Source organism: Dactylosporangium cerinum, from assembly GCF_042653625.1.
Classification (GTDB): Bacteria; Actinomycetota; Actinomycetes; order Mycobacteriales; family Micromonosporaceae; genus Dactylosporangium; species Dactylosporangium cerinum.
The window spans coordinates 39,235-52,630 of sequence record NZ_JBHSIU010000050.1 but is presented as its reverse complement, the minus strand read 5'-3'; the positions used below and the strand labels follow the sequence as shown (position 1 = coordinate 52,630).

Below are 13,396 nucleotides of genomic sequence, written 5' to 3'. Positions count from 1 at the left end.
GTTCCGAACAGCGGGGTCGAGGCGGACCCGGTGGGTCCAGCGATGATCACGTTTCGAGATCCCAACGTTCACTGGGAGTTCCTCGAGCAACTGCGATCGCCCCCGACTACGGCACGGGTTACGCCGGTGGGGTCCGTCGGCGGCAGGCCCGCGACGGCGGCGGCCCCCCGTCCACAACCGTGCTGCGCAAGCTCGACTCGGGCACGCGGAGGCTGACCATCAGCTGTTGACGTCGACCGCCCGCCATCAACGCAACGACCGGGTGAACCCAACCCGCACGCGTCCGTTGAGGGTTCCGCTTGCGCAGAAGGCCGGTCGAGCCCGGAATGCCGGACGTCCGGGCGGCGATCTATTCCCCGGCGCGATCCAGTCCGCGGATGACAAGCACGGTCTTACCGGGCCGGTGTTCGCGGCCAGGATTTTCGTAGGCCTGGCGTGCCTGCGACAGTGGGAACGTCTGTGCCACCACCGGCCGTAGGCGCCCGTCGTCAACGAGCTGCGCGAGGTGCGCCAGCTGGGCACTGTCCGGCCGCACGATGAAGAACACCGCTTCGACGCCGTGCCGGTTGGCCATCTCCTTGGCCGGCGGTGCGCCGAGCGTCACCAGTCGGCCGCCTGGGCGCAGGACGCCGTACGAGCGCTCCAGGATGGCGCCCCCGACCGTGTCGACAACCACGTCAAACCGCGACGCGGTCTCGTCGAACCCTTCAGTCGTGTAGTCGATGACCCGGTCCGCGCCCAATCGCCGCACGAAGGAAGCGTCGGTGCCTCGGCAGGTTGCGGTGACGTGTCCACCCAGGATCGTGGCCAACTGGACGGCGTACACACCCACGCCCCCGGCCCCGCCGTGCACCAGCACCTGCTCGCCGGGCATGAGCTTGGCATGGTCGACCAGGGCCTGCCATGCGGTCAGCGCCGCCAGCGGCAGCGTGGCCGCCTCCACATGCGACACCATTCGCGGTTTGCCGGCCAAATCGACTGCCGGCACCGTGACGTACTCGGCCGCTGCCCCGTTGCGGTCGAAGTCGATCAGCGCGAAGACGTCGTCGTCGATAGCGAGGTCGGTGACTCCGTCGCCCAGTGCGGCCACCGTGCCGCACATCTCGTGCGACGGAATCACCGGAGTCCGGTCGACACCGTCACGGGTCCAGGACTCCTCCCAGGTCAGCTCATCGAAGGTGATCGCCGCGGCGTGAACAGCGACGAGCACCTCACCCTCTCCGGCCTCCGGCTGGGGTGCCTGCTCGTAGAGCAGTCTCTCCGGACCGCCACGGCTATGCGCCCGCACCGCCATCATCACGTCCATCGCACGACCTCCCGTGTCGACATTTGGCACGACCTGGAGCAATTGGGTGTCAACCACGGGCTGATCGGCGCAACACTTACAGCCGGGTGATGAGCTGGGTCGCCTTCGACCGCGCCATGCGGCTCGCGCAGTTCCTCGGCCTGCCGGCCAACGTTCATCCTGCTCGATAACCCGCTCGACAGCGGGCGGCGACAATTCTGTAACTCGGCATGGGCAGCGGGCAGCGCCAGCCCGCAACGTAGGTCGAGCGGGCAGCGTCTTTAGGACGGCCGCGGTGCCCGCCGTCCGCGACGGCTCTGGAGTTCCTCGTCGTCGACTAGCCTGAGCATCGGTTCGCCAGGCACCATAATCATCATCACTACGAGCCGCAGCCACGTCGTTGGCAGGTTGTTGGCAGTTTGGTAGTGGATGACATCCCCGCCGGGCTCCCAGAACGCCTCGCCGGCCCGGATGACGCGCTCAGGTTCACCTTCCAGTTCAAAGATCATCTCACCTTCGAGCACGTAGCCATATACCGGACCCGAGTGGCGGTGCGGAGGCGTTCCCGGATCGCCCGGTGGCACCTCGACGAGCATGGTCATCACCTCGGGTGACTCCGGGACGAACGGGGGGGATTGGTCGAGCAGCATCGTCTGCACTGTGAGGTCGTTTCTCATCGTCATCCCAACATCGAGGCCGAAACCGCGGCGGACGGTCACCCGCCACCATGCTCGCTGGACAGCTGGGGACCGGCCACATGCCCGATGGGTGATTACAGGACTCGCCGGTTCGCCGGCTCCCACCGGGCGGTGGCTGTGACCGGACAACCCGGGACGGCCGGGACCGCCCCGACCCGGCTCTTGGACATCGCCTTGCACAACGCCCGCCCGTGGCGACAGCTCTGCCGTTCCGGGGTGCAGTACGACGCCCGCCCCGGGTCAGGGACCCCGCAGCACCGACCGCAGCGGCATCTGAGCCAGCCTGATCGCTGACCACCGGTTCGACCACCGCGTCGCAGTCCAAGATCCAGACTGGTCGGCGCGACGTAGCTGATCGGTCGGTTTCGTCACAGTCTTCGGACGGCGCCGCAGTCGCCTGGGGCCGGGAGATGATCGAGCCTGCACTGCCTGGCGAAGATCGGCGGCAAGCCTGTGCCGTGCCAGAACTGTTCGCACAGGGTGTGAGCTGCCGTTTCGCGGCTGTCGAGCAGGATACCGTGGCCACCCGCGAGGTCCACGTCGTCGGGGTCACCGGGCACCCAACCGGCGCCTGGGTGGCGCAGCAGGCGCGAAATTTGCTGATGAACCTCGACCAGCGCGCGGCGGGGCTGCGGTTCCTGCTCCGCGACCGGGACACGAAGTTCACGGAGGTCTTCGACGCGGTGTTCGCCGCCGAGGGCATCGAGGTGATCAGGACTCCGCCGCCGGTACCCCGGGCGAACTCATTCGCAGAGCGCTGGGTGGGCACCGTACGCCGCGGTCAGCATCCCTGACCGGAAGCCGTGCGGTGTGGTCAAGGGCAGCGCGTGCACGGGCGGACGCTTCGCTCTCATCGTTCGACAGGCGTGACCGTCGCCCGGCAGCGCGGTCTGCCTCGTCTACCCGCCGGTTCGCCTGGGAGAGGAAAAGGAACAGCCAGACCACGACGAAAATGGATGCCGCGTACGGCCACCACAGCAGTATCAGCAAGATGTCGACGCCGGGCTTGCCCGTCAGCCGGAACATCGAGCGCATACGCGTCATTGTTCGCGGTCGCCGGGGGTGAAAGGCAGACCTGGCATCTGCTGGGACATCGGTGGGCTCCTGCTCATTGTTTCAACGGACGCTGCCGACGGTCAGGTTGTGTCGGCCGGTCGGCGAGCAGAGCCGAGCATAAGATGAAGATCAACACCGTGGCATGGGCCGTACGGATGATCGACCCGTGCTGACACCGCCCACACGAACCCACCTTCGCTGTCGTGAAATGACGTCGGGCGTCGAGGCGACAAGCGTTGGCGAGATCGGACACGCCCGAGCGGTGACATCATCGATCCGTCCCGCCCGTGATTCGCCGGGTTCCGGCGTTGGTCGGAGAACAGCCGCTCTGCCCGGTCGCCCCAACCTTGCGTGCGCGCTCATCGGCAGTTCAGGAAACCGCCGGCGCCGCAAGGTCGATCACCGATCGTGACGGCCAGGAAGTCTCGCCGCGCACCAACGGCGGCCAGATGAGTGCGCCTGGAGGCTAGTCTTCCCTTCTGCTGTCTAGGGGAAGGTGCATGGATGGATGAACGCGGGACTGAGCTGTCTCCGGTGTGGTTCAGTGCGACGCTGCGGTTCGCCTCTTTCACGGAGGACGGCCAGTACTTCCAGCCGAATGTTTCGGTGTACACGTTCAAGGCTGTAGACCACACATCCGCCTTCGACCGAGCGTTGCAGATCGGGCGAGGTGCAGAACGTTCCTTTGTCAACGCGCTCGGCATCCGTATTCGCATTGCCCTTGTGGACATCGAGACCCTCAACATGCTCGGCGACGAACTGGACGGCGTCGAGGTCTTCTACTGGCCGGGCCAGGAGCACGACACATCTCCGTACGCCTGGGACCATACCTTCACGCCGGAACAGTCGACGCCGTACACCGCCTTGTAGGACGAAGCGGAGGTCGGCTCCTCGCATCCGCCCATCGGCAGATCCGCGTGCCTATCAGCGAGCACGAATTGCGCAGCAAGCCGGACGCGCCCGGCGGTCCACCGTCCGGCACGCCGGCGAACGGCACGCCCGCACGGGAACCGGCCCGGCGGTAGGCCGGACGCTCAGATGGCGACGGCGTTCGAGACCTTCCATGCCCCGTCGACGGGCACCATGGTGAGCACCACGCGGTTCTGGTCGACCTTCTCACCCGTGATGTTCGTGTTGCGACGGTACTGGTTGAGGTAGAGCAACAACTCGACGCGTTCCGGGCCGGCGCTGACGACGCCGGAGGCGGACACGGCCGCGCGGACGATTGCCTGTTCCGACACTGCGTTGGGTTTGAGTGCGGCGGTCGTCCGGCCGTACTCGTCGGCGAATTGGCCGGTCACAAACGTCCGCGCGTTCGCAACGCTGGTGTCGAAGCTGCGGTAGTCGTACGAGAAGATCGCCTGCGCGGCGGCGGTTGCGGCGGCGAGCGACTGGCGGACCGCCACGTCCCGCTGGTGCGCCTGCTGGTGCTCGTACCAGCCCGCGCCGGCGAAACCCAGACCCAGCGCGATGGCAAGGGCGAGCGCGACGACGCCCTTGCGGTACCCCTTCGGAAACATCGGCATGACGGACCTCCTGCTTCAGCCGACGAACTGCAGCCGGGACACGAGCCAGCGGCCCGATCCGCGGTCGTGGGCGACGTCGACCTGGATGCGGTAGTGCGAGGCGCGCCCTTCCGGCGACTTGGCGTTGCGGACGGTCGCGTCGACGGCGACCAGCACGACGGCCGTGCTGCGGTCGCCGGAGACCAGTGCTGCGCGCAGCACCGTCCCGCGCGACTCGACGTTGTTCTCCACGATCGCGGCCCGCACCTGCGTCTGACCGCGGGTGAACTCGTCGCGGAAGTCGCCGGTGGCACCGGCGACGATCCGCTGCAGGTCGCGGTCGACGCTGGCGGCGCTGACCGAGACGAAGTTGACGGTCGTCTGTTTCGCCGCGGCGAGTGCCTGCTGGTGGGCGCGGTCGAGCATCCGGTCGCCGTACCAGAGGCTGCCGAAGACGCCCGCCCCTGTGAGGGCCGCGCACATGACGACCACCAAGACGACGGTGCTGAGCGCGGGCCGGGAGAACCGGAGCCGGCTGCGCGGGGCCGGCTCGCAACGCTGCACCGTGCGGCGGTGCGGTCGCGGCCTGACCCGCTTACCCGGTTCCGGCGCGCGCTTCTGCTCCGTCGTGGACTCGGTCGTGGCCTCCGCGGCGTCCGGTGGGGCCGGGGCGTCGTCGGGCAGGACGGGCTCCTCGCCGAGCTGTCGCAGGACCGCGGTGATCGGGTCACGCTGCCGCCGCGTGCGGCGGGTGGCCGTGCGGCGCCGGACACTGCGCGGCGGGAGCTCGGTCCCGGCCGCGCCGCCCTGCACGAGCTTCAGCGTTCGGTGCTCAGGTGCGGACACAACTGCCTCCATCCGAAGGTGCGCTACGGGGCGAGCCCGGCGAGCAGGAGCTGTTTCCAGGACTGGTCCCCGGCGAGTTCGTACTGCCCACCGGTCGTGCCGAACAGCAGCGGGTGGCCGTCCGTGCCCAACGCCACCCCGGACGCCGGGTCGTACCCGCCGGTCTCGTCCGATGAGCCGGGCGGTGGCGGGTCGCTGCCGCCCGGGCGCGGTGCGTTGTTCGTGCCCCGGACGCTCGAGCCCTGGGCCTGGTCGGCGGCGCCGCAGCGGGTGCCCTGCCCGTATTTACAGGGCGGTGGGTCGTCGACGTTGAGCACCAGACCGAGGTGGGCGGTGCCATCCCCGGGCGTGACGGTGAAGCCGCCGGCGACCGCCATCGGGTACACGACGAGGATCTGCTCGATGCCGGGCAGGCGGCGCGCCGCGACGCCGTTGACCGACACGAGGTTGCCCAGCAGCGTGCCGATCGTGGGGTCGAGCGCGTCCAGCAGCGTCACGAGTTCTCGGGCGGCGGGTGGCGCGTCGGTGATGAGCCGCCGCAGGTCGGGGTCGGACGAGCGCAGTGTCGCGGCGATCTGCGCCAGTCCGCTCGCCCATTGCCGGATCGCCGCCGAGGACTCCTCCTGGGTGGTGAGCACGGTGCGGCCGTCGCGCAGCAGGGTGAGCGTCTGCGGCAGGTTCGCCGACGCCTCCCGCAGGATCAGGTCGCCGGCGTCGAGGATGCGGCGCAGCGCCTGCTCGTTGCCCTCGAAGGCGGTGCCGAGCTCGTCGATGACGACGGACAGGGCGGCCGGGTCGACGGAGCGCACGAGCGTGTCGAGGTTGGCCAGCAGCGTCTCGGGGGCCAGTGGGACGCCGGTGCGGCTGCGCGGGATGACCGAGCCGTCCCGGAGGTACGGGCCGGCGTCGGTGTCCGGGCGCAGGTCCAGGAACTGCTCGCCGACGGCGGAGCGCTGTCCGACGACGGCCCGGGTGTCGCTCGCGACCCGGACGCCGTCGTCCAGCCGCAGCCGTGCCCGGGCATTGCCGTCGTGCAGCGTGACGGCCTCGACCCGGCCGACCGGCACACCGCGGTAGGTGACCGGCGCGTTGGCGAAGAGGCCGCCCGCCTCGGCGAAGTCGGCGTGGACGACGTACCCGCGGCCGAGGAGCCGGTCGCCGAGCCCGACGTACGTGACCCCGACATAGACGACGCCGACCAGCCCGACCACGAGAAACGCCAGGACCTGCAGCTTGGCGGAGCGTCGGATCATGGCAGCAGCCCTCCTCCGAGCACGTCGGGCAGCCCGCCCTGCCGCCCGGTGACGGCGCCGGTCGCGGGTGGCAGCAGGCAGCCGGGCGACAGTGCGGTGCCGGGCGACAGCACCGTTCCGGGCGGGAAGACGGTGCCGGGCGGCACGATGCCGCCGGGCGGGAGCAGGCTGCCGGGCGGCGCGACGCTGCCGGGCGGCAGCAGGGTGCAGTCCTTCGGCAGGTTGCAGCCGGACGGGGGCTGCCAGCCGGGCGGCAGTACCCCGCCGACCGGCAGGCACGGCAACGGCAGTACGCCCGGCAGCGGCGGCGTGGTGACGGGCGGCTTCGTCGGGCTCTTCCCACCCGTCGCCGGGTTGGACTTCCCCGGTTGTGCGCCGCCGGTCGCCGCGGGCGCCGGACCGGCCGGCGCGGTCGCGACGAGCAGGTTCGAAAGGATCGTCGGGGCGTCGAGGTCCGCGGTCGCGCCGAGGTTGACGAAGTCCCCGACGATCGCGCCGGTGATGTTGGGCGGGAAGGGGAATGTCAGCATGAAGTCCAGGGACTTCGGCAGCGCGTCGCCCGCCTTCACCAGCTGTTCGAGGATCGGCTGGAGCGCGCGCAGGGACGCCAGGGTGTCGTCGCGGCTCTGGTTGACCACCTGGGTGCCGACCCGGCCCAGCTCACCCAGGGCGGTCAGCGCGAGGGTGAGCTGCTCCCGCTGGTCCTCGAGGACGGTCAGGCCCGGGGCGAGGGAGCCCAGCGCCGTGCCGATGACGTCCCGCTGCCGGGACAGCTGCCCGGTCAGGCGGTCGAGCGAGTCGACCGCGCGCACGATGTCGGCCTTCTGCTGGTCCAGGCCGCCGACGAAGGTGTCGAGCTGGTGCAGCGCGTCCTTCGCCTCCGGCTCGCGCCCGTTGAGAGCCTTGGCCAGTTCCTCGTTGATCGTCTTGAGCTGCGCCAGGCCGCCGCCGTTGAGCAGCATGCCCAGCGCGGCGAGCACCTCCTCGACCTCGGCCGCCCGCCGGGTCCGGGCCAGCGGCACGACCGCGCCGTCGGTCAACCGGCCGCGCGGCGGCTCGGTCGCCGGCGGGTCGAGCGCCACGTACTTCTCGCCGAGCAGGCTGGTCTGGCGCACGGCCGCGGTCGCGTTCGCGGGCAGCCGCACGTCCCGGGCGATCCTCAGCCGGACGCGGGCCGTCCAGCCGGACAGCGAGATCTTCTCCACGCTGCCGACGGTCACGTCGTCGACCTTCACCGCGGCCTGCGGCACCAGGTCGAGGACGTCGGCGAACTCGGCCGTCACGTGGTACCCGTCGCCGCCGGGTGCCCCGCCCGGCAGCGGGAGCCCGGCGACGTCGGGCAGCCCGCAGCCACCCACGAGGAGCGTGCCGGCGAGCACCGCGGCCAGGTGCCGTCCGGCGCGCTTCACGGCGTGCCTCCCAGGATGCCACCGACGGTGAGATCCCGCGTGACACCGGGCAGCTCAGGCAGTCCAGGTGGTGCCGGCAGTCCGGGCGCGGCCGGCTGGGCGGGCGCCGCGGCGCCGTTCGCGGCGGGCGGCGCGGCGGCCGGCAGCCCGAGAAGCTTGCGCAGCTGGTCGGTCATCGGCAGCCCCCGGGCGTTGAGGGTCTGGGCAAGTGCGAAGCACTCCTTGGGGATCTGCGCCGCCGGCACGAGGTCGACCATGACCGAGCACACGTAGCTCGCCGGGTCGTACGGCCCGAGCGCGTTGTCCCGCGTGTCGAGCGTCCCCGACCTGGCGTTGTAGGCCAGGTTGAGGTTCGACAAAGCCAGCGGGGTGACGTCGAGGATCTCGATGATCGCCTTCTGCTGCCGTACCAGGATGCCCGTCACGTCGGCCAGGGCGTCCACATCGGACTTCAGCGCGTCGCGGTTCTCCCGGATGAACGTGGTGACGTCGCCGAGCGCCGTCGCGAGGCTGCGCAGGGCGGCGGCCAGCTCGTCGCGCTCGCCGGCGAGCTGCCCGGCCACTGCGGCGAGCTGCTGGTTGAACCCCCGCACCTGCTGGTCGCTCTCAGCGAGAGCGGTGGTGAACAGCTGGAGGTTGACGACCGTGCCGAAGAGGTCCTGCCGCCCATCGGCCACAGTGGACAGTGCGCGGTCGAGCCCGTCGAGCGTGGCGTGCAGGTTGTCGCCGTTGCCCTCGAGATTCGCCCGCCCGGCGGCGACGAGGTCCTTGAGCGCGCCGTCGGCGTTGGCGCCGCCCGGCCCGAGCGCCCGGTTGAAGTCGTCGAGCGCGCGGTAGATGTCGTCGATCTCCATCGGCGCGGCCGTGCGCTCCACCGGCACGTCGGCGCCGTCGCTCAGGGCCGCGCCACCGTTGTACGCGGGGGTGAGCTGCACGTACCGGTCGCTGACGACGCTGGGCGGGATGATCAGCGCCTGGGCGCCGGCCGGGATCCGCCGGTCGGCGTCGTACCGCATCTCCACGCGGACGGTGCGGCCCTGGGGAGTCACCGAGACCACCTCGCCGATGCGCACCCCGAGAACCCTGACCGACGAGCCCTCGTGGATGCCGACGGTGCGGCTGAAATGCGCGACGAGACGCCGTTGCGGCCGCCCGCCCGCGAACACGACGGCTGCTGCCGCGGCGACGGCGAGCACCACACCCGCCGCGATGAGACGACGCCTGCGCATCTCAGCGACCTCCTGTCGTCGGCTGGTACGGCTGGAGCAGCCCGCTGACGTAGGAGTCGAACCAGCGGCCGTTGCCGACCACGTTGGCGAACGCGTCGACGAACGGTCCCATCCTCTGGATGGTCTGCTCGAGGTTGTCGCGGTTGCGTTGCAACGTGGCCACCACGCCGCGCAGCTGCCGCAGGGCCGGCTCCAGCTGCTGCCGGTTGTCGGCGATCAGGCCGGACAGCTGTGTCGCGAGCGCATTGGTGCCGACCAGCAGGTCGTGGATGGCGTCCTTGCGGCGGCTGACCTCGGCCAGCAACGCGTTGCCGTCGGTGACGAGCTTTCGGAACTCCTCGTCGCGCGCGGCGAGCACCCCGGTGACGTTGTGCGCGCGGGCGAGCAGCTCGCGCAGCTCGGCGTCGCGGTCGCCGACCGTCTTGGACAGCCGCGACAGCCCGTCCAGCGACAGCTGCACACTCGCCGGGGTGTCGGCAAATGTCTGCGCCAGCGTGGTGAACGCGTTCGCCAGCTGGGTGGTGTCGATCGAGTCGAGCGTGTCGGCCAGGCCGGTCACCGCCTGGACCACGTCGAACGGCCCGGCGGTGCGCTCCAGCGGGATCTCGGCGTCGTCGGCGAGCCGGCCCGGCCCGTCGGGCGCGAGCGCCAGGTACTTCTGGCCCAGCACGGTCTTGATCCGGATCGTCGCGCCGGTGCGGGTGCCCAGCCGCACGTCGTGGTCCTCCAGCCGGAACCGCACACGCACGTACGGTCCGGTGTTGCCCTGCGCCAGGTCGACGCCGGTGACCTTGCCGACGCGGACCCCGGCGACGCGGACCTCGTTGCCGGGGACCAGCCCGCTGGCGTCGCGGAACGCCGCGCGGTACGAACCCTGAGCGGTCAGCGCCGCGAGCGCGTCGAGCTGGAACGCGCCGAGCATCAGCGCCGCCAGGACGGCCAGGCTGACCGCGCCGACCACGACCGGATTGCGTTCCCGGAACGGTTTCACGCGCCACCCCCCGGTTGCCGGCAGCGCGCCGCCTGGGAGCTGAAGGTGGCCGGGTTGAGGTCGCCGCCCCCGGCCACGCTCACGTTGCCGTCGAAGTCGCAGAGGAAGAAGTTGAACCACGAGCCGTAGGACGCGACGCGGGTCAGCGCGGTGTACCGCTGCGGCAGCCCGCCGAGCGTCCGGTCGATGACCGCGGCGTTGTCGTTGAGCGTGCCCGACAGGGTGCCGAGCGCGTTCACGTCGGCGGCGATCGCCGGCCGCGCGTCACCGAGCAGCGAGGCGGTCGCCCCGGTCAGCTGGCCGAGGTTCACCAGGGCGTCGCCGATCGCCAACCGGTCGGCCGCGAGCCCCGACACGAACTGCTGCAGCTGGCTGATCGTCACGTCGAGATCGCCGCTGTGGTCGTCCAGTGTGGACAGTACCGCGTTGAGGTTGGTGACGACCCGGCCGATCACCGCGTCGCGGTCGGCGAGCGTGTTGGTCAGCGAGGCGGTCCGCTGCAGCAGGCTCGCCATCGTGCCGCCCTCGCCCTGCAGCACCTGGATGATCTCGAAGGCGAGCTGGTTGACGGCCTGCGGGGTCAGCGCGGTGAACAACGGCCGGAAGCCGTTGAACAGCACCGTCAGGTCCAGCGCCGGGGTCGTCTGCGACTCGGGGATGACCTGGGACGGCCGCAGCGGCACGCCGTCACCCGGTCCCTCGCTCAGCGCCACGTACCGCTGGCCGACCAGGTTGCGGTATCGGATCTTCGCCCGGACGCTCGTCGTCAGCGGGATGTCGTCGGCCACGGTGAAGGCGATCTCCGCGACGGTGTTGCCGGCGACCTTGATGTCGCGGACCTCGCCCACCTTGACGCCGGAGATGCGCACGTCGTCGCCGACGAGCAGCCCGGTGACGTCGGTGAAGCGGGCCCGGTAGCGGGTGCCGCCCGCCGAGAACGCGCCCAGCGTCTGTGCGAGCAGGGCGGTCAGCAGCACGGTCACGGCCGCGAAGACGGTCAGCTTCACCAGCGGTGCGAGCACAGTTCGGTTCATGGCGCGTTCACCACCGCTCCGCGCAGCAGCGGGCCCCACAGCAGTACCGCGATGTCCGGCACCTCGGCCGGCGGCACGCCCATCGTCGCGCCCAGCAACGGCTCCAGCAGCTTGCGCTCCTCGGCGGTGCCGGCGTCGGCGGTGGGCAGCGGCGCCGCAGGGACCGCGCCCGGGATCAGCCCGACGGGCAGCTTCGACGGTCCGGGCCGGGCGGCACCGTAGTCGTACCCGTCGTTGATCGGGGTCGCCGGCGCGGGGACGTGCGGGTCCGGCAGGCCCCGGCAGTCGGGGCCGTTCCTCGCGCCGTACACCGGCTCGTCCCTGCCCGGCACGAACCTGCCGTTGTCGCGGGTGATCTCCAGCGTGATGCGCATCCGCCCGGAGGCGAACACCTGCTCCACCCGCGGCTGCAGCGCCACCAGGCCATGCATCAGGCAGGGATACTCCGGCGCGTACGCGGCCAGCAGCTCCAGGACCGGCCGGCTCACGTCACCGACCTGGATGAGCTGGTCGCCGTGGCGTTCGAGGAAGAACCGGGTCACGTCGGCGGCCTCCGTGCTGTCGGCGAGGAACGCGGCGAGCTGGGTACGCTGGTCCGTGACGGTCGTGGCGGTCACCGACGCGTCGCGCAGGATGGCAAGCAGGTCCGGCATCGCGCCGTCGTAGACGTCCAGGACGTTGGCGAGCCTGCGCACGTCCTCGGCGATCAGCGGCATGTCCTTGTTCAGCGCGGCGAGGTAGCCGTCCAGGGAAACCAGCTGCTCGCCGAGCTGGTCGCCCTTGCCGTCGAGGGCCGTGGCGATCGCGCCCAGGGTCGCCGCGAGCTTGTCCGGCTGGATCGACTGCAGCAGCGGCAACGCGTCGTCGAGCACGCGCTCCAGCTCGACGCCGCTCGCGCTGCGGTCCTGCGGGATCACGTCCCCGTCGCGGATCGGGCGGCTGGTCTGCTGCGCGGGGGGCACCAGCGCGACGTACCGCTCCCCGAACAGCGTCTTGGGCAGCAGCCGGGCGCTGACGTCGGCGGGGATCTGCGGCACGAGCGCCGGGTCGAGCGCGAGCCGCAGCCGGGCGCCGGCGCCGTCGCTGGAGACGGTGCGCACCTCGCCGACGACCACGCCGTGCAGCTTGACCTCCGCGCCGGGGCTCAGTTGCATGCCCGTTCGGCTCGCCCGCAGCGTCACCCAGGTCGTGTCGTCGAACGCCTTGCGGTATTGCAGCACGGCGAGGCTGAGCGCCGCGCCGAGCAGCGCCACGAAGGCGAGGCCCAGGAATCTGTGCCGCGCGTTCATCCGGCGATCCGCACCGTGGTGGTCGCGCCCCAGATGGCCAGCGACAGGAAGAAGTCCACGACGTTCACCGAGACGATCGCCAGGCGTACCGCACGACCGACCGCTACGCCCACCCCGGCCGGGCCGCCACTGGCGGTGTAGCCGTAGTAGCAGTGCACCAGCACGACGATGACGCTGAACACCAGCACCTTGCCGAAGGACCACAGCACGTCCTCCGGCGGGAGGAACAGGTGGAAGTAGTAGTCGTACGTGCCGGCCGACTGTCCGAAGTACACGGTTGCCATCGTCCGGGTGGCGAGGTAGCTGGAGAGCAGGCCCAGCACGTACAGCGGGATCACCGCGATGAAACCGGCGATCATCCGGGTGGTGACCAGGAATGGCAGCGACGGCACGGCCATCACCTCGAGGGCGTCCACCTCTTCGGAGATGCGCATCGCGCCGAGCTGCGCGGTGAAGCCGCAGCCGACGGTCGCCGACAGGGCCAGCGCCGCGACGAGCGGCGAGATCTCCCGGGTGTTGAAGTACGCGGAGATGAACCCAGTGAAGGCGCTGCTGCCGATCTGGTCGAGGGCCTGGTATCCCTGCAGCCCGACCTCCGTGCCGGTGAAGAAGGTGAGGAAGCAGATGACGCCGACCGTGCCACCGGCGACGGCGAGCGCTCCGGTGCCGAAGCTCACCTCGGCGAGCAGGCGAAAGACCTCCCGCTTGTACCGCCGGATCGTCCGCGGCGTCCAGGCGAACGCCCGCAGGTAGAACGCCAGCTGCCCGCCGAGATTGTCGAGCTGTCGCAGGACCTGCATG

The 13,396-nt window shown here is 70.8% G+C and carries 13 protein-coding genes; 2 read left to right on the top strand and 11 right to left on the bottom strand.

The window, feature by feature from the left end:
• Positions 1–349 precede the first annotated feature (349 nt).
• Together ACFPIJ_RS36625 and ACFPIJ_RS36620 are read right to left on the bottom strand one after the other, a co-directional pair.
• Positions 350–1,306 carry an NADP-dependent oxidoreductase gene (locus tag ACFPIJ_RS36625; protein ID WP_380122272.1) on the bottom strand — a complete coding sequence of 319 codons (957 nt, stop codon included), beginning with the start codon at positions 1,304–1,306 and terminating at the stop codon, positions 350–352.
• A gap of 260 nt (positions 1,307–1,566) precedes the next feature.
• Complete coding sequence (locus tag ACFPIJ_RS36620; RefSeq protein ID WP_380122270.1) at positions 1,567–2,004, bottom strand: cupin domain-containing protein; 438 nt, start codon at positions 2,002–2,004, stop codon at positions 1,567–1,569.
• 389 nt (positions 2,005–2,393) lie between these two features.
• Here ACFPIJ_RS36620 and ACFPIJ_RS36615 point away from each other — a divergent pair, with 389 nt between their 5' ends.
• Positions 2,394–2,777, top strand: coding sequence for a hypothetical protein (locus ACFPIJ_RS36615; RefSeq protein ID WP_380122269.1), 384 nt, complete (start codon positions 2,394–2,396; stop codon positions 2,775–2,777).
• A gap of 766 nt (positions 2,778–3,543) precedes the next feature.
• Entirely contained in the window at positions 3,544–3,909 is a 366-nt protein-coding gene (locus ACFPIJ_RS36610) for a hypothetical protein (RefSeq protein ID WP_380122267.1), read from the top strand.
• Positions 3,910–4,073: 164 nt separating this feature from the next.
• Here the strand turns inward: ACFPIJ_RS36610 and ACFPIJ_RS36605 are convergent, their stop codons facing one another.
• The 9 genes from ACFPIJ_RS36605 to ACFPIJ_RS36565 are packed head-to-tail and all read right to left on the bottom strand — an operon-like array spanning position 4,074 to position 13,395.
• Positions 4,074–4,565: a hypothetical protein gene (locus tag ACFPIJ_RS36605; RefSeq protein WP_380122265.1), complete on the bottom strand. Its 492-nt coding sequence runs from the start codon at positions 4,563–4,565 to the stop codon at positions 4,074–4,076.
• Positions 4,566–4,580: 15 nt separating this feature from the next.
• Positions 4,581–5,390 carry a hypothetical protein gene (locus ACFPIJ_RS36600; RefSeq protein WP_380122264.1) on the bottom strand — a complete coding sequence of 270 codons (810 nt, stop codon included), beginning with the start codon at positions 5,388–5,390 and terminating at the stop codon, positions 4,581–4,583.
• A gap of 23 nt (positions 5,391–5,413) precedes the next feature.
• The gene (locus tag ACFPIJ_RS36595; protein ID WP_380122262.1) at positions 5,414–6,643 is read right to left on the bottom strand and encodes an MCE family protein; all 1,230 of its coding nucleotides are present in this window, start codon (positions 6,641–6,643) and stop codon (positions 5,414–5,416) included.
• Entirely contained in the window at positions 6,640–8,052 is a 1,413-nt protein-coding gene (locus tag ACFPIJ_RS36590; protein ID WP_380122260.1) for an MCE family protein, read from the bottom strand. Before ACFPIJ_RS36590 ends, ACFPIJ_RS36595 begins: the two co-directional genes overlap by 4 nt.
• On the bottom strand, positions 8,049–9,281 hold the full coding sequence (locus ACFPIJ_RS36585; protein ID WP_380122258.1) for an MCE family protein: 1,233 nt from the start codon (positions 9,279–9,281) through the stop codon (positions 8,049–8,051). Before ACFPIJ_RS36585 ends, ACFPIJ_RS36590 begins: the two co-directional genes overlap by 4 nt.
• A gap of 1 nt (position 9,282) precedes the next feature.
• On the bottom strand, positions 9,283–10,272 hold the full coding sequence (locus tag ACFPIJ_RS36580; RefSeq protein ID WP_360563159.1) for an MCE family protein: 990 nt from the start codon (positions 10,270–10,272) through the stop codon (positions 9,283–9,285).
• Positions 10,269–11,306 (bottom strand): MCE family protein, encoded by a 1,038-nt coding sequence (locus ACFPIJ_RS36575; RefSeq protein ID WP_380122256.1) that lies wholly within the window; start codon positions 11,304–11,306, stop codon positions 10,269–10,271. The genes ACFPIJ_RS36580 and ACFPIJ_RS36575 overlap by 4 nt, the downstream gene beginning before the upstream one ends.
• On the bottom strand, positions 11,303–12,595 hold the full coding sequence (locus ACFPIJ_RS36570; protein ID WP_380122254.1) for an MCE family protein: 1,293 nt from the start codon (positions 12,593–12,595) through the stop codon (positions 11,303–11,305). The genes ACFPIJ_RS36575 and ACFPIJ_RS36570 overlap by 4 nt, the downstream gene beginning before the upstream one ends.
• Positions 12,592–13,395, bottom strand: coding sequence for an MlaE family ABC transporter permease (locus ACFPIJ_RS36565; RefSeq protein WP_380122251.1), 804 nt, complete (start codon positions 13,393–13,395; stop codon positions 12,592–12,594). The genes ACFPIJ_RS36570 and ACFPIJ_RS36565 overlap by 4 nt, the downstream gene beginning before the upstream one ends.
• Between the last annotated feature and the right edge of the window lies 1 nt (position 13,396).

Bases quoted from the DNA above. Each gene is read 5' to 3' on its own strand.
- ACFPIJ_RS36625 (WP_380122272.1), bottom strand. From the start codon at position 1,306: ATGGACGTGATGATGGCGGTGCGGGCGCATAGCCGTGGCGGTCCGGAG.
- ACFPIJ_RS36595 (WP_380122262.1), bottom strand. From the start codon at position 6,643: ATGATCCGACGCTCCGCCAAGCTGCAGGTCCTGGCGTTTCTCGTGGTC.
- ACFPIJ_RS36570 (WP_380122254.1), bottom strand. From the start codon at position 12,595: ATGAACGCGCGGCACAGATTCCTGGGCCTCGCCTTCGTGGCGCTGCTC.
- ACFPIJ_RS36610 (WP_380122267.1), top strand. From the start codon at position 3,544: ATGGATGAACGCGGGACTGAGCTGTCTCCGGTGTGGTTCAGTGCGACG.
- ACFPIJ_RS36575 (WP_380122256.1), bottom strand. From the start codon at position 11,306: ATGAACCGAACTGTGCTCGCACCGCTGGTGAAGCTGACCGTCTTCGCG.
- ACFPIJ_RS36615 (WP_380122269.1), top strand. From the start codon at position 2,394: ATGATCGAGCCTGCACTGCCTGGCGAAGATCGGCGGCAAGCCTGTGCC.
- ACFPIJ_RS36585 (WP_380122258.1), bottom strand. From the start codon at position 9,281: ATGCGCAGGCGTCGTCTCATCGCGGCGGGTGTGGTGCTCGCCGTCGCC.
- ACFPIJ_RS36565 (WP_380122251.1), bottom strand. From the start codon at position 13,395: ATGCAGGTCCTGCGACAGCTCGACAATCTCGGCGGGCAGCTGGCGTTC.
- ACFPIJ_RS36605 (WP_380122265.1), bottom strand. From the start codon at position 4,565: ATGCCGATGTTTCCGAAGGGGTACCGCAAGGGCGTCGTCGCGCTCGCC.